The 15109-nt window shown below is 63.0% G+C and carries 13 protein-coding genes; 8 read left to right on the top strand and 5 right to left on the bottom strand.

The window, feature by feature from the left end; all coding sequences use genetic code 11:
• Window positions 1–113 precede the first annotated feature (113 nt).
• Window positions 114–2075 carry a BamA/TamA family outer membrane protein gene (locus I2I01_RS18385; RefSeq protein ID WP_196287965.1) on the bottom strand — a complete coding sequence of 654 codons (1962 nt, stop codon included), beginning with the start codon at window positions 2073–2075 and terminating at the stop codon, window positions 114–116.
• A gap of 468 nt (window positions 2076–2543) precedes the next feature.
• On the opposite strand from I2I01_RS18385, the gene I2I01_RS18380 reads away from it, so the two are divergent.
• The 5 genes from I2I01_RS18380 to rfbD all read left to right on the top strand — a co-directional run bounded on the left by I2I01_RS18380 (window position 2544) and on the right by rfbD (window position 6878).
• Window positions 2544–3812, top strand: coding sequence for a putative DNA modification/repair radical SAM protein (locus I2I01_RS18380; RefSeq protein ID WP_196287964.1), 1269 nt, complete (start codon window positions 2544–2546; stop codon window positions 3810–3812).
• A gap of 95 nt (window positions 3813–3907) precedes the next feature.
• Window positions 3908–4087 carry a hypothetical protein gene (locus I2I01_RS18375; RefSeq protein ID WP_196287963.1) on the top strand — a complete coding sequence of 60 codons (180 nt, stop codon included), beginning with the start codon at window positions 3908–3910 and terminating at the stop codon, window positions 4085–4087.
• A gap of 120 nt (window positions 4088–4207) precedes the next feature.
• Window positions 4208–5065, top strand: coding sequence for an alpha/beta fold hydrolase (locus tag I2I01_RS18370; protein ID WP_196287962.1), 858 nt, complete (start codon window positions 4208–4210; stop codon window positions 5063–5065).
• 3 nt (window positions 5066–5068) lie between these two features.
• Window positions 5069–5998: a TIGR03915 family putative DNA repair protein gene (locus I2I01_RS18365; RefSeq protein ID WP_196287961.1), complete on the top strand. Its 930-nt coding sequence runs from the start codon at window positions 5069–5071 to the stop codon at window positions 5996–5998.
• A 16-nt stretch (window positions 5999–6014) separates the two neighbouring features.
• Window positions 6015–6878, top strand: a complete 864-nt coding sequence (rfbD, locus tag I2I01_RS18360) for a dTDP-4-dehydrorhamnose reductase (RefSeq protein ID WP_196287960.1) — start codon at window positions 6015–6017, stop codon at window positions 6876–6878.
• A 14-nt stretch (window positions 6879–6892) separates the two neighbouring features.
• Here rfbD and I2I01_RS18355 read toward each other — a convergent pair whose 3' ends face one another.
• Complete coding sequence (locus I2I01_RS18355) at window positions 6893–8113, bottom strand: MFS transporter (RefSeq protein WP_196287959.1); 1221 nt, start codon at window positions 8111–8113, stop codon at window positions 6893–6895.
• A 136-nt stretch (window positions 8114–8249) separates the two neighbouring features.
• Between I2I01_RS18355 and I2I01_RS18350 the strand changes: the two genes are divergently transcribed.
• Window positions 8250–8768: a GreA/GreB family elongation factor gene (locus I2I01_RS18350; RefSeq protein ID WP_196287958.1), complete on the top strand. Its 519-nt coding sequence runs from the start codon at window positions 8250–8252 to the stop codon at window positions 8766–8768.
• Between the two features lie 130 nt (window positions 8769–8898).
• Here I2I01_RS18350 and I2I01_RS18345 read toward each other — a convergent pair whose 3' ends face one another.
• Window positions 8899–10182 (bottom strand): hypothetical protein, encoded by a 1284-nt coding sequence (locus I2I01_RS18345; RefSeq protein WP_196287957.1) that lies wholly within the window; start codon window positions 10180–10182, stop codon window positions 8899–8901.
• 172 nt (window positions 10183–10354) lie between these two features.
• Between I2I01_RS18345 and I2I01_RS18340 the strand changes: the two genes are divergently transcribed.
• Window positions 10355–11281 (top strand): bestrophin family protein, encoded by a 927-nt coding sequence (locus I2I01_RS18340; protein ID WP_196287956.1) that lies wholly within the window; start codon window positions 10355–10357, stop codon window positions 11279–11281.
• Between the two features lie 173 nt (window positions 11282–11454).
• On the opposite strand, the gene I2I01_RS18335 is transcribed toward I2I01_RS18340, so the two are convergent.
• Together I2I01_RS18335 and I2I01_RS18330 are read right to left on the bottom strand one after the other, a co-directional pair.
• Window positions 11455–12162 (bottom strand): hypothetical protein, encoded by a 708-nt coding sequence (locus I2I01_RS18335; protein ID WP_196287955.1) that lies wholly within the window; start codon window positions 12160–12162, stop codon window positions 11455–11457.
• A 130-nt stretch (window positions 12163–12292) separates the two neighbouring features.
• Window positions 12293–13222, bottom strand: a complete 930-nt coding sequence (locus tag I2I01_RS18330; RefSeq protein ID WP_196287954.1) for an AraC family transcriptional regulator — start codon at window positions 13220–13222, stop codon at window positions 12293–12295.
• Between the two features lie 159 nt (window positions 13223–13381).
• On the opposite strand from I2I01_RS18330, the gene I2I01_RS18325 reads away from it, so the two are divergent.
• Window positions 13382–14911, top strand: a complete 1530-nt coding sequence (locus I2I01_RS18325) for an aldehyde dehydrogenase family protein (RefSeq protein ID WP_196287953.1) — start codon at window positions 13382–13384, stop codon at window positions 14909–14911.
• Window positions 14912–15109: the final 198 nt, after the last annotated feature.

Raw genomic sequence — 15109 nt, 5'->3', positions numbered from 1 at the left:
CGTGTTGTTGTAAAGTGCTTTATTTTATGTGAATGCCAGGCCCCGCCTCAATTAGAGGCGGGGCTTGGTGCTTAATAGAGGGGTGTTTTTGTACTAGCAGGGCGCCTCGCCGCCTACTGATACGGTGCAGTGCCGGGTGCCCCCAAGCCAAAGTCGGTGAACGTCACCGTTTCGCGGGTCGACTCAAACATGCGGATGCCGTTGGGCGCGGCAATGCCCCGCGGGTAGTAGCCGATAAGCAGCTGGAACGTGCGCAGGGCCGTGAATTCGTTGCGGAAGCGCAGCCCTAGACCAAAGCCCGTGTAAGGTGCGCCGCCGAAGGGGGAGCCCCCGCCGGGCCGGTCGCTCACCCAGGCGGCATCGGCAAAGGCCACGCCGGCCAGCCGGAAGCCCAGCAGCGAGAGCGGCGTAAACAGCGTGGTTTCGTAGTTCAGCACGAAGCGGCTGGTGGCCAGCACCGGCGAAGCCGGCGAGAAGCCGCGCAGGCCCCGGTCGTTGGTGATGCCTTGCAGCAAGTCGCCGGGCCGCCGGTCGATGCCGATGGTGCCGCGGCTGCTCAGGAAGTGCCGGTATTGCCAGTTGCCCACGTGGTAGAGGCGGGTGAAGGACGTGAACTCGGTGCTGAGCACGCCCTGCTCCCAGCTGCGGCCTTGGTCGAGGCGCTGGAAAATGCCCAGGTCCAAGGCCCCATAGAGGTAGCCGCTGCGGGGCCCAAAGCCAGCGGCGGCAATGCGCCCGGCCAGGTAGCGGCGCGGCACCACGCGGTTTACGTCGACGCCGGCGGTGAAGCTGAGCAGGGTGCCCGCCGGCACGTCCTCGGTGCGGCCAAAGCCAAACAGGTACCGGTCCTTATAATAGCGGCGCACCGAATAGCCGACGGTGCCCAGCAGCAAGGTGCCGTTGTGGTAGTCGGGCGTTTCGATGCCGGTGCCGGGGTCGGGCCGGGGCACGGCGCTGAACTCGGTGCGCAGCGCGCGGGCCGCCACAATCACGCGGCCGGGGTTTTCGTAGCCCAGGTCGTAAGAGCGCAGGCGCAGTGAGCGGCCCACCCACACATCCTGCACCAGCGAGCGCAGCGGGTAGTACACGTAGGGCTGGCCGGGGGGCGGCACCACCAAGGCAATGTTCTGGTCGTAGCTGTCGAAGCTGATGGCGCCGGCGTAGCGGGCGCTGGGCGAGTAGAAGTCGCGCCGCAGGCTGGCGCCGCCCGAGCGGTAGTTGTACTCGTTGCGGTAGCGCGCCTGGCCATACACGAAGTTGCGAAACGGGGCCGTGTAGCTGCCCACGTAGGACCATTGCTGCGGGTTTTCGCCGTTGTCGGTGCTCAGGCCCCGGCCGTAGCGGTATTCGTTGGAAAGCTGGTGGCCCAGGCCCAGGAAGTTTTCGTCGCCGAGGGTGATGAGGCCGGCCGTGGCCGAACCCAGCTCGGCGCCCGCCGTGATGCTGAACACGTCGGTGGTGAGCACCGTGATGTCGACGCTGTCGCGGGTGCTGCTGCGCTCGTTCACCAGCACCCGGGCGTCCAGGATTTCGGGCGTTTGGCGCAGCAGGCGTTCCGACTCGGCCAGGGCCTGGGGCTCCAGGGGCTGCCCCGGCCGAAACAGCAGCACCTGCCGCACCCGCGAGCGGGCCGTTTTGAGGTGCAGGGCGTTGCCCGATTTCTCCCAGAACGAGCGCGGAATCCGGGTCGAGTCGGAGAGGCTGTAGCCGAAGGCATCGAGCGTGCGGATGTTGATGCGCCGCACAATCTTGAAGTTGTGCTGGTCGAACTGCCGGTTGAGCAGCACCGCGTCCAGGCCGGCCTGCTCTTCCTGGCGCTGCGTGAAGTTGAGCAGGCTGGAGAGAGCCTTGCCCATGATGGTTTTGCGGCGCGAGTAGGCCTTGAGGCGGTTGAGAATGCGTTCCTCGTCGAAGCGGCGGCGCAGGGAGTCGGGCCGGTAGGGTAGGATTTCGTCGGCCGCCTTCAGCGAATCGGGCGGAATGGCCGAGCGGGGGTCGAACGTCTGCGCCCCCGCCGGCCGGGTAGCCGAACTCAGCAGCACAAACAACAGCAAAAACCAACCGCGAAAGCTCATAATGGGGCGCAACGCTGCAAAATACGAAAAGGAGCCCGGGCTGTTGGCAGGTGCCCCAGACGTGGTCGACACAATGTTGCTGGTGCGCGCCTCCGACGCATGCCCCCTGGGTTCGAGCCTCTGGCTCGGGTATGGTTGCAATGGTATGCCCAGCCGCTCATCGTCCGGCTTCGAGCCAGAGGCTCGAGCCCAGTCGGCACGCGTCTCCGACGTGCGCCAGCAGGCCCCGGCCCTGGCTCGTTTCGAGGGTGCAGGGTTCCCAAACGGCTCTAGTCCTATTCCGAACCCAGCACCGTCCGGCGAAATCAGCGCAGGCTCAACGCAGGAGCATTTCTGCTAAAAAACGGGTGCAAATCACAGCGCAGCTTTTCTTGAAAAAGGAAACTATTTCCAATAAAATTAGCTTAAAAGCTTGTGCCTATTTGGCCGCTGTATATTATTTTTAAGCCCGAAAGCCAGCCCTTCCTCATGAACGAGCGCATTCAAGAGAAACTAAGCATTTTAGCTGATGCCGCGAAGTACGATGCTTCGTGCAGCAGCAGCGGTGCCAAGCGCAAAAACGAGAACAAAGGCCTGGGCAATGCCGAGGGCATGGGCATTTGCCACAGCTACACTGAGGACGGCCGCTGCGTGAGCCTGCTCAAGATTCTGCTCACCAACCACTGCATCTTCGACTGCGCCTATTGCGTGTCGCGTCGCTCCAACGACGTGAAGCGCGCCGCCTTTACCGTGGAGGAAGTGGTGGACCTGACCATCAACTTCTACCGCCGTAACTACATCGAAGGGCTGTTTTTGAGCTCCGGTATTTTCTCCAGCCCCGACTATACCATGGAGCGCCTCGTGCGCATCGTGAAGAAGCTGCGCACCGAGCATAAGTTCAATGGCTACATCCACGTCAAGACCATTCCGGGTGCCTCGGAGGAGCTGATTCAGGAAGCCGGCCTCTACGCCGACCGCCTCAGCGTGAACATCGAGCTGCCCTCGGAGCTTGCCCTCACGCAGCTGGCGCCCGAAAAGAACTATCAGGAGATTCTGACCCCGATGAGCCAGATTCGGGACAACATTATTCAGAATAAGGAGGAGAAGGCGCTGTTCAAGAAAGTGCCCAACTTCGCTACCGCCGGCCAGACGACACAGCTCATCGTGGGCGCCAGCGCCGAGACGGACTTGCAAATCATTAAGCTCACCGACTCGCTCTACCAGGGCTACGGGCTGAAACGCGTGTACTACTCGGGCTACATTCCCGTGACCGACGACGCCCGCTTGCCCCAGGTGACGCAGCCGCCCGTTATCCGGGAGCACCGCCTGTACCAGACTGATTGGCTGATGCGCTTCTACGGCTTCCAGGCCGACGAAATCCTGGACCCCGCGCACCCGCACCTCGACCTCGAAATCGACCCCAAGCTGGCCTGGGCCCTGCGCAACCGCCACGTGTTTCCGGTGGATGTGAACACGGCCGACTTCGAGATGATACTGCGCATTCCCGGCGTGGGCGCGCGCTCGGCCAAGAAAATGGTGTCGGCCCGCCGCTTTGCTCGTCTCAACATGGAAACGCTGCGCCAACTGGGCGTGGTACTCAAGCGGGCCAAATACTTCCTCACCTGCGACGGCGAGCACCAGCCCCTCATCGGCGAGCTGACCGAGCAGCAGGTGCGCCGCCAGATTTTGTTCGGGGCCGGCTCGGTGCGCTCGGCCCTCGTCACTCAGCAACTCGACCTGTTCGCGCAGGCTTCTTAATCAGCATGAATTACGACGCTCTTTTTTCTAACGGCCCTTCTTCGCTGTCGAAAAGCAGCCTGGGCGGCATCCAAAACGATATCTTCTTTTCTGTCATGAAAGTCATTCACCGCCAATCCCAGCCCGCCCCCGTTCCGCAATCCGACAATAAAGTGGCGCGCGTGGCCTGCGTGTGCCGCATCAGCGAGCTGATGCCGCTGGTGCGCCAGATGCACGAAGAGGCCCGCGCCCGCTACCAGGCCGAATTGAGCGAGCAGCGTCAGCAAGCAGCGTAACACCCGCTGTAGCGCGGACTCTGCGAGTCCGCCGCCCGCTGGGTTTCGTTCGGGCCGGCGCGGACTGGCAGAGTCCGCGCTACATGCAACCCCCGTCCGGCCGTAGCGGTACAGCCTGGCATGCCTTACGCCCTCGAGTACCATCACGTGCCCACCAACGGCCTGCGCCTGCACGTGGTGCAATGCGGGCCGGCGGCGGGGCCGCTGGTGGTGTTGCTGCACGGCTTCCCGGAGTTCTGGTACGCGTGGCGCCACCAGATTGAGGCACTGGCCGAGGCCGGCTACCGCGTATGGGTGCCCGACCAGCGCGGCTATAACCTGAGCGACAAGCCGCGCCGGGTGCGCGACTACGTCATCGACGAACTGGCGGCGGACATCATAGGACTTATTGACGCCGCCGGGCGCGAAAGGGCCGTAGTCATGGGCCACGATTGGGGCGCGGCCGTGGCCTGGCACCTGGCCGCCCACCACCCCAGCCGCATCAGCCGGGCGGCAATATTAAACGTGCCGCACCCCCGGGTACTGGGCCGGGCCCTGCTCCGCAAACCGGGCCAGCTGCTGAAAAGCTGGTATATTTTCTTCTTTCAGCTGCCGTGGCTGCCCGAGATGCTGGTGCAGCGGCGCCGGTGGCGGTTTGCCCGGTGGGCTCTGCGCGGAACCAGCCGCCCGGGCACCTTTAGCAACGAAGATTTGGCTCGGTACGAAGCGGCCTGGGGCCAGCCCGGGGCCGTGCGCAGCATGCTGAACTGGTATCGGGCCGCCGTGCGATTTGGCAGCCGGTTGGGCAAAACGGGCCGGGTGTCAATACCCGTCCGCATTATCTGGGGCGAGCGGGACGCTTTTCTAAAGCGCGAGCTGGCCCGGGAAAGCCTGGCTTTTTGCGATGATGCGGAGCTTACCTACCTGCCCGCCAGCCACTGGGTGCAACATGAGATGCCCGCCGAAGTAAACAAACTACTTCTCCAATTCCTGAAATAGCTCATGGCCAACATTCGTCCCCTGCGCCGGCCTGCGGCGGCGCCTGCCGCCCGCGGCGGTGCGCCGCGTCGGCCGGCGCCGGTGCTCAACGCGCCCGCCCGCGACTACACCTACGACGGCACGTTTGAAGGCTTGCTGACGGTGCTATTCACCATTTACGACAGCAAAGCCGCGCCCAACAGCATTCAGCCGGAAGCGGCAGTTCAGGGTGGGCTGTTTGCCGCGCCCGCGCCCACCGAGACCAACGAAGCCCTGGCCGCCCGCGTGTGGGAGGGCCTGCTGAACACGATGGACCCGGAAGCCCGCACCCGCCTCTACCACGTGTTTCTCAGCGAGGACGCCGACCGGGAAATGCTGATTTTTCGCTACGTGGACTTGGCCCTGCGCTCCAATCAGGACATTGCCGAAAACTACGCCAACGCCGACGTACGTCGCGTGCAGCGCCTGGCTCAGATGATGTTTCGGGAAAAGCACCGCATGGAGGCCTTCGTGCGCTTCGAAAAAACACAGGACGAGCTGTATCATGCCACCATCGAGCCCGACATGGACGTGCTCCCGCTCATTGCCGCGCACTTCACCAAGCGCTACGCCGACCAACGCTGGCTGATATATGACCGGCGCCGCCACTACGGCCTCTACTACGACCTGACGCGCACCGACGTGGTGCAGTTTGAAGCCGGCGCGAACCGGAAAACCACTGATATTTCGGCCACTGTGCTCGATGAGCGGGAACCCCTGTTCCGGCTACTGTGGCAGTCGTATTTCGACCACGTAAACATTCCGGAGCGCAAAAACCTGAAGCTGCACCGCCGCCACATGCCGCTGCGCTACTGGAAATACCTCAGCGAAAAGCAGCCCCGGGAGCAGCGCTTCGTGCCCATCGATAATAAACGCCCGCCCGGAGAGGCTAACTTGCGGCTCGAAAAAGAATAAGCAAAGCCGCGTTTTTATGAGCAGTGTATTGGTTTTTGGCGCCTCCGGGCAATTGGGGCAGTGCCTGGCGCGCGTGGCGCAGGAGCGGAACATGAGTGGCCTGGTATTTCTGCCCGAGGAGCAAGCCAATATTCTCAATCCTGAAGGGCTGGCCAAGCTGTTTGCGCAGCACCAGCCGGCCTACGCCATCAACTGCGCCGCCTACACGGCTGTGGATAAAGCCGAAGACGAACTGGAGCTGGCCCGCCGCATCAACCGCGACGGGGTGGAAAACCTGGCCCGGCTGTGCGGCGAGCACGGCACGGTGCTCATCCAGATTTCGACCGATTTCGTGTTTGCCGGCACCGGCAACCAGCCTCTCACCGAAACCGACGAGGCCACGCCCATCAGCACCTACGGCCTCACCAAGCTGGAAGGCGAGCAGGCAATTGCGCCCCACACGGACAAATATTTTACGCTACGCACCAGCTGGCTCTACTCAGAATTTGCGGGCAACTTTGTGAAAACCATGCTCAAGCTGGGCCGTGAGCGCGACGAGCTGCGCATCATCTGGGACCAGGTGGGCACGCCCACCTACGCCATCGACTTGGCCGGCGCCATCCTCAGCATCATCGAGAGTAGGAGCCAAGCCTATGGCCTCTACCACTACAGCAACGAAGGCCTGACGTCTTGGTACGACTTTGCCACGGCTATTTTTGAGCTGAGCGGCACGCCGGTACGCACCGTGCCCATCCGCACGGCCGAGTACCCCACCAAAGCCACCCGCCCCGCCTTTTCGGTGATGGACAAGACCAAGGCCAAAACCCAGCTGGGCCTGGCCATTCCGCACTGGCGCGAAAGCCTGAAGGTGTGTCTGGAACGGCTGGCCGCCGCTGAATAGCGCCCGGGCCGGAGCTAGCGGCCGCGCCCGTAGAATCGGCTCACCAGAAAAGCCGCGCCCGTGAGGCCGGCGCCCAGCAGGCACACGCCCGGCCAGCCAAAGTTCGTCCAGGCCAGGCCCCCGAGCACCGAGCCCAGCGAGCCGCCGGTGAAATAGCCCGTCATGTACACCGTGTTGAGGCGGCTACGGGCCTCGGGTACCAGCGAGAAAATGAGCGACTGGTTGGAAATGTGGGCCGATTGCACCCCCACGTCGAGCACGATGACGCCTACCACCAACCCGGCTACGTAGAGGCCGCCGAAGCCCAGCACCGCATACGCGGCCAGGGCCAGCAGCACGCCCAGGCCCACGGTGTAGTCGGGGCCTTTGGCATCGGCGGTTTTGCCGGCCAGCGGCGCGGCCAGCGCCCCAAAGGCCCCAATCAGCCCGAAGAACCCGGCCACGTCGGAGCCGTAGCGGAAGGGCGGGCCTTCGAGGTAAAACGCCAGCGTGGTCCAGAACACGCTGAAAGCGGCAAACAGGAAGGCGCCCACCAGCGCCGCACGCCGCAGCGCCGGCTGCTCCCGGATGAGCGTGCCCAGCGACTTCATGAGCGAGGCATATGAGCCCGTGAAGGTGGGCTGGTCCTGGGGCAACTGCCAGGCCAGCAGCGCCACCAGCGCCACCATCAGCCCGGCCCCGATTTCAAACATGGCCCGCCAGCCCAGGTGCAGCCCCACGTAGCCGCTGACGGTGCGCGAGAGCAGAATGCCGATGAGCAGGCCGCTCATCACCCGGCCCACGATGCGGCCGCGCGCCGCCTCGGGCGCCAGGTGGGCGGCCATGGGCACCAGCAGTTGCGGCACCGCCGACAGCACCCCGATGAGCACGCTGGCCACCGCCAGCAGCCCAAACGTGGGCGCCCAGGCGGCCAGGGCCATGGCGCCGGCCGCGCCCAGCAGCATGAGCAGCATCAGGCGCTTGCGCTCCAGCATGTCGCCCAGCGGCACCACAAAGAGCATGCCCAGCGTGTAGCCAATCTGGGTGGCGGTGGCGGCCAGGCTGGCGCCGCTGTCGGTTTTGTGGAAGGTGCGGCCGATGGCGGCCAGCAGCGGTTGGTTGTAGTAAATATTGGCCACCACCAGGCCGCAGGTCACGGCCATAAGCCAGACGAGGGCGTTGCTAAGCTGCGGCGTATGATTGGCGGAGGCGGCCGGTAGGGGGGAGGGTAAGGAGTTGGAAGTAGCTGTTTTCATGCAGATAGCGCGCAGCTGCCACGCGCCGGAAGGGCGGGGCCGCGCAAAACGGTAGGTCTTGCCTAACCAGCAAATGCCCCGCATGGTTGCACGCGGCCTTGCACAACCTGCCCTCGCGCCCTGCGTTCAACCCCGCATGAGCCGTGGATTTACCAAGGAAGACGACGCGCAGACCCCGCCCATTATTCCGCCCCGCGCGGCCCTGCCGCCAGGCACGCCCAATTACGTGACGCCCGCCGGCCTGGAGCAGCTGCGCGCCGAGCTGGCTGCCCTCGAAGCCGAGCGCGCCCAGGCCGAAGCCAACCGCGACAACGACACCGACCGCACCCACCGCCTCTCGTTTTACAACGGCCGCATTGCGCTGCTGCTCGAGCGTCTGGGCAGCGCCAAAGTGGTGGACCCCGCCGGCCAGCCGCCGCAGGAGGTGCGCTTCGGCGCCACCGTGCGGCTGCGCACCGTGCGCGGCGGTAAGGTGGGCTTCGAACGCAAATTCACCATCGTGGGCGTGGATGAGGCCGATATTGCGCTCGGCAAAGTGGCCTTTGTGGCGCCTATTGCCCGGGCCGTGCAGGGCGCGAAACTCGGGCAGCAAGTGCCGCTGAAGCTGGGGGCGCAGGAAGAAACGGTGGAAGTGGTTGGGGTTGGGTATGAGTAGGCTGCGGCGGTGCTAAACGTCATGCAGAGCGCAGCGAAGCATCTCGCGTGCTTAAGTAATCTAATCGATTGAGTCACTATTGCACGCGAGATGCTTTGCTGCGCTCTGCATGACGGATGACGGATATGTTCTACCGATTCGCCTCCGACAGCCAGTGAAACTGCCGCTCGGCCAGTTGGAAATGACGCTTCTGCCGCCGCAGGGCCACAAAGACGGAGTCGTTGCGGATTTTGCCGCGCAGCACCACGTGGTTGGTATCGGGCTGGGCGTAGCGCAGGGTGAAAGCGGGCAGCGAATCGGAAGCCATTTTCTTGAAAGCAATGGTGTGCTGGGCCGAGTCGAGGGTGTAGGCGAAGTAGCCGCGCCGGTAGCGCTGGCGCAGCAGCGTGTCGGTGGTGAGGATGCTGCCCGTTGGGCTGGTTTCAAAAATGACGTCTTTCCAGCGTAGGCTGTCGGGCAGGTTGGCGTCAAACTTTTCTACCTCGAACACGCCCGTGGTAAGCCGGCCTTCGGATGGGCCACCGGCCATTGTGGCCTTCTGCTGGTAGAACTGGTAGAACGGCAGCAGGGCAAACAGAATAATAAAAATGGTTTTCAGCGTGAGCTGGGCTATGCGCCAGCGCCGGGGCAGCGGGGGCGGCGTCCAGTTGGGCTGCGTGGGCCGGTCGAAGACGAAGAAATTGAGCAGCCGCTCGGCGTCGCCTACCAGCAAGAACAGGCTGAACGCAAACAGGTGCATCGAAAATAGCTTCACCGGAATGTCGTAGCACAGGTTCATCATCATCACGTTCAGAAACACACTGGCCGCCACCACGGCCCCCAGCGTGCTGGTGCGCCGCCACAGCAGCAACACGCCCGCCAGCACCTCCACCGCCCCGGAAAACATCTGATAGGGCTGGGAGTAGCCAATAAAATACCACGACAAACGCATGGGCAGCAAGTCGCCCAGCGGGGTGGCCAGCGCGCTCAGCGGCGGAAAAATCATTTGCAGGGCAAACAGCTTGAGGATGCCGTAGCTCAGGGCGCTCAGGGCCACGAAGTAGCGCACCAGCACCAGCAGCCAGTAGTAGGCCAGCGCGTAGTTGCGGCGGCGGCGGTCGAGCAGCACCCACAGCGTGGCGCCCACCATGGCCGCCAGCGCATAAAAGCAGAGCTGCGCGTAGCCGTAGGAGGTGTCGCCGCTGCCGTTGAGCGGCACCAGCACGTCCTTCACATGGAACAGGTGCGCGTTGCCCTGATGCACCAGCCAGCTTTCGGCGTCGTCATACAGCCCGGCCAGCGTGGCAAAGCCTGGCATGCTGCTTAGCCACGTCCAGGGCGACATGAACAGCAGCAGGTAGAGGCACGAAAAGCAGAAAAGCCACTTGCGCCACCAGGGCCAGGCAAGTGCAGACGGAGCATGGGTTGTTTGCATAAGGTGAGCAGGAAAGCGGAGTAAGTCGCTTAAATATAGCAGTGCTTTGATGCTATAGCCCTAGGGTAGCCTTTTGGGGCGGCCCCTTCGCCCCGGCGTAAGAGGCCTCCCTGGAGGGGGCTTATGGGGTTAACCCTATCTTGCGCCCATTCCTTTTGCCCTGCCTTCGCTTATGATAGTCTACAAATCGACCGACTGGTGGGAGGCCCTGCGCCACCTACGTTCCTCCGGCGTCATTCGCCAGCTGCTGAAACGGGTGCTATGGGTGGGCCTCTACGCTAGTATCGTCACGGCCTTCGTCATCCGCTTCGACACCATTAATGTGGTCGTTGACAAAGAGTTTTTCTCTTTCCTGGGCATTCTGCTCAGCCTGCTGCTGGCCTTCCGCACCAACACCGCCTACGACCGTTTTTACGAAGGGCGCCGCCTCTGGGGCCAGCTCGTGAACAACTGCCGCAACCTGGCCGTGCTGCTGCACCCGCGCCTCGCGCCCGACGACCACGCCACCCGTACTTACCTCGCCCGGCTGCTGTCCAACTTCCCCATCGCCCTCGACGGCCACCTGCGCAAAGGCGTGCGTTTCGAGAAGCTCGAAGCCGTGGAGCCGGGCTTCATCGAGCAGCTGCAGACTGTGCGGCACGTGCCCTCGCGCCTGGCCGCCCTGCTCCAGGAGTTCTACGAGCAGCTGCTGCGTGAAGAGCGGATTCTGCCCACGCACCTGCTCACCATTCAGCGTCATCACGAGGCCTTGCTCGACGTGGCCGGCGCCTGTGAGCGCATCAAAGGCACGCCCATTCCGTTCTCCTACAGCTACTTCATCAAAGGCTTCATCACGGTGTTCATCCTCGTCATGCCCTTCAACCTGCTCGATTCCTACGAGTGGCTTACGGTGCCCATCACCATGCTTGGGGCCTACGCGCTGCTGGGCGTGGAGATGATTGGCGACGAGATTGAAGACCCCTTCGGCAAAGACAGCAACGACCTGCCGCTCACCCAGATTTCCAACCGCATTCGGGCCAACGTGCACGAAATCCTGGGCGTGGAGCTGCACGAAGACGTGCGCGGCCTGGCCGATGCACCGTACAGCGTGGTGTTTTAAGAACGGCAGACGGTTAGCCCGTCATGCTGAGCGCAGCCGAAGCATCTCTACTATATAAGTAATCCAATCGATAGAATTTACTCTCGCAGTAGAGATGCTTCGGCTGCGCTCAGCATGACGTTCTTCTTTGTGCCACCAACACCCTTTGGCCCAAGTGCCGGAGTGGTGCTGCCCTACTTTTTCAGGTACGGGAACCCGCCCCGCATGTCGCGCGCCAGGGCTTTGGCCAGCGCCACCGGGCTGGTGCTGGGCTTGCCGCGCAGCTCGTGGTCGAAGCGCCACACGAGCTGGGCGCTCTGCGTGTCGTAGATGTCGAGGTAGGTGTGCACGGTGTTATCGGCCATGGGGTTGGTGCTGTTGCTGAGCACGAACACGGCAATGCTCACGCCGCCGGGCAGCAGCTGGTGCATGTAGGTTTGCCCCGTGAGCACGGCGTCGACGCCGAGGGCGGTGCGCAGCTCAGCCATCGAGCGGGTGGGCAGGCTTTCGTAGGTGATGCCAGCTTTTGCCAGACGCTGGTTGGTTTCGGCGGGGTTCTGGAAGGTGCTGCTGGTGGGATGCTCGGCCTGCTGGCGCGCCAGCTCGGCCTGCAGGGCGGCTTGCAGCTGGTAGCCCATCTGCTGGCGTTCGGCGGCCAGCGCGCCCTGGAGCGGGTTGGCGCCGGGCGTGTCAGGATTGGCTTTCCACACTTCGGGGTGCTTCACCACGTCGCTCAGCCGCTCCAGCTCCACGGCAAAGGGCAAAATGGCCACCGTGCGGTGCGTGGCCAGCGCGGCCGGGGCTAGCGCCTGCCCCTGAAAGGTGTGCCGAGCACAGCCCGACGAAAAAGCACCGGCCAGCAGCAGAAAACCGGACAGAAAATAGGTGAAGGAGCGTTTCATGGACAGGAGAAGCAGCCGGAAAGGTGAGCCCGAACCGCCCTGCAAAGGTAAACGCCCTTAAAATGACGATTTCGGCCGCGCGGTAAATCAGTTCTTTGCGCCTGCTTTTCAACTGCCAAACGCCCGTGGCCTACGCCGCCAGCTGTTTCTTATAGGCGCCCGGCGTCAGGCCCTCGTGCTTTTTAAACAGCGCCTGGAAGTAGGACAGATTATTAAACCCCACCCGCAGGCCCACCTCGGCCACGCTGGCCAGCGGGTGGCGCAGCAGGCGCTTGGCCTCGCTCAGCCGCTCCCGGATGATGAATTCGACCGGCGTGAGCCCGAACTCGCGCTTGAACACCCGGAAGAACGTGGCCTTGCTCATGCAGGCCAGCGCGCTCAGCTTGTCGATGCTCAGGTTTTCGGCCAGGTGCTCTTTGATGTAGCCCACCACGGCCGCGAAGCGGTGGGAGGTGAGGTAGCGGGCGTAGTCGTGGAAAATGAGCTGGCGGGCCTGCGTCTGCATCAGGCGCACCAGCAGCTCCTGCAGGGTGAAGCCGGCCAGCACGTCCTTGTTCACGTCGGAAGCGCGCGACACGGCCACGAGGCGGCCCAGCGTGTCGGTCAGCTCGGGCGTGTTGGTGAGGTGGGCGTAGTCGGGGGCCGTAATGGCCCAGGGTTGCTGGGCTTCAGCTTTGGGGTACCGCTCGTTGAGCAAGTCCACGGTGTGGCGGATGGTATCGGGCGCGATGGCCACGGCCAAGCACTGCGTGGGCTGCCCCAGGCTGGCGTCGGGAAAGTCGATTTCCATCAGCTCGTCCTTGTCCACCACCACGCTTTCGCCGGGCAGGTAGTCGAAGGCGGCGCGGCCGGGCAGGTGCATCACCTTGCGACCCCGCATCATGGTGGTCAGGGCCAGGCCTTCGAGGCGCAGGGGCACGCGGGCAGCGGCGCGATGTGTCTCGAATACGTTCAGCTCAAAGCCCTCCAGCGCGTACACCGTGCGGTTTTCAACTAAGGAATGGAGGCGCTCCACGGCGAGCGGAGCTACGGCGGCGGGCAAGTGAACGCGTGATAGCATGGCGCAAGATAGGTGAGGGAGTACCCACTTTCAACAGCGACGAAGCTCGACAAGTTGCGACGATTCTTACACACCTTGATACAATACCACAACCTGCCAGCTTCGGGAAAAGGGACCTTTACACCATTCTCAGTTCACCTAATTCCCATCTCAAAAGCCATGGCTGAAACCTTAGAAGCAACCACCACCGTGGTGGCCCGCCCCCAGTTCAAAAACCACTACGACAACTTCATCGGCGGCAAATGGGTGGCGCCCGTGAAGGGCCAGTACTTCGACAACCCGTCGCCCATCGACGGCAAAGTCTTCACCAAAGTGGCCCGCAGCACCAAGGAGGACATCGAGTTGGCGCTTGACGCCGCCCACGAAGCCTTCGCCACCTGGAGCAAAACTTCGGCCACCGAGCGCAGCAACATCCTCAACAAAATCGCCAACCGCATCGAGGAAAACCTGCCCCTGCTGGCCGCCGTCGAAACCGTTGAAAACGGCAAAGCCCTGCGCGAAACTACCTACGCCGACATGCCGCTGGTCATCGACCACTTCCGTTACTTCGCCAGCGTCATTCGGGCCGAGGAAGGCAACGTGACCGAGCTGAACAGCACCACTGTGTCGATGAATATCAACGAGCCGCTGGGCGTCATCGGCCAGATTATTCCTTGGAACTTCCCGCTGCTGATGGCCACTTGGAAGCTGGCTCCCGCCCTGGCCGCCGGCTGCACCGTGGTGATGAAGCCCGCCGAGCAAACCCCCGCCAGCATCATGGTGCTCATGGAGCTGATTCAGGACCTGGTACCGGCCGGCGTCATCAACATCGTGAACGGTTTCGGGCTGGAAGCGGGCAAGCCGCTGGCCTCGTCGCCGCGCATTGCCAAGGCCAGCTTCACGGGCGAAACCACCACCGGCCGCCTCATCATGCAGTACGCCGCCGAAAACCTGATTCCCGTGACGATGGAGCTGGGCGGCAAGTCGCCGAACATCTTCTTCAAATCGGTGATGGATGCTGATGATGACTTCCTCGACAAGGCCATTGAAGGCGCCGTGATGTTTGCCCTGAACCAGGGCGAAATCTGCACCTGCCCCTCGCGCATGTTGGTGCACGAAGACATTTACGACGAATTCATTGCCCGCGTCATCGAGCGCGTGAAAGCCATCAAGCTGGGCAACCCGCTGGATATGGACACGATGATGGGCGCCCAGGCCAGCAACGACCAATTCGAGAAAATCCTGAGCTACCTCGAAATCGGCAAGGCCGAAGGCGCCGAGGTGCTGGTGGGCGGCGACGCCTACGCGCAGGAAGACGGCGCGCTGGCCGAGGGCTACTACATCCAGCCCACCATGTTCCGGGGCCACAACAAGATGCGCATCTTCCAGGAGGAAATTTTCGGGCCGGTGGTATCCGTCACCACTTTCAAAACGGTGGATGAAGCCATCGAAATTGCCAACGACACCCTCTACGGCCTCGGCGCCGGCGTGTGGACGCGCGATGCGCACGAGCTGTACCAGGTGCCCCGCGCCATTGAGGCCGGCCGCGTGTGGGTGAACTGCTACCACGACTACCCCGCCGGCGCGCCCTTCGGCGGCTACAAAGCCTCTGGTTTCGGCCGCGAAAACCACAAGATGATGCTGGCCCACTACCGCCAGAACAAGAACATGCTCATCAGCTACAGCCAGAAGCCGCTGGGCTTCTTTTAGGCCGTAGAAAATTGAAAAGGCCGTCATGCTGAGGGCAGCCGAAGCATCTCTACCGCAAGAGTAAATCCAATCGAAGGGGATTAGTTGCGCGGTAGAGGTGCTTCGACTGCGCTCAGCATGACGGTCTGATTCAAAGCCTCGACAAAGCATCCTTTCAAAGGTTGGCGCGTCTTATTTAAAACCCAATGCGCCAACCTT

It is taken from the genome of Hymenobacter properus (genome assembly GCF_015694735.1).
In the GTDB taxonomy this organism is placed as follows: domain Bacteria; phylum Bacteroidota; class Bacteroidia; order Cytophagales; family Hymenobacteraceae; genus Hymenobacter; species Hymenobacter properus.
This window is presented reverse-complemented; position numbering and strand designations above follow the sequence as displayed.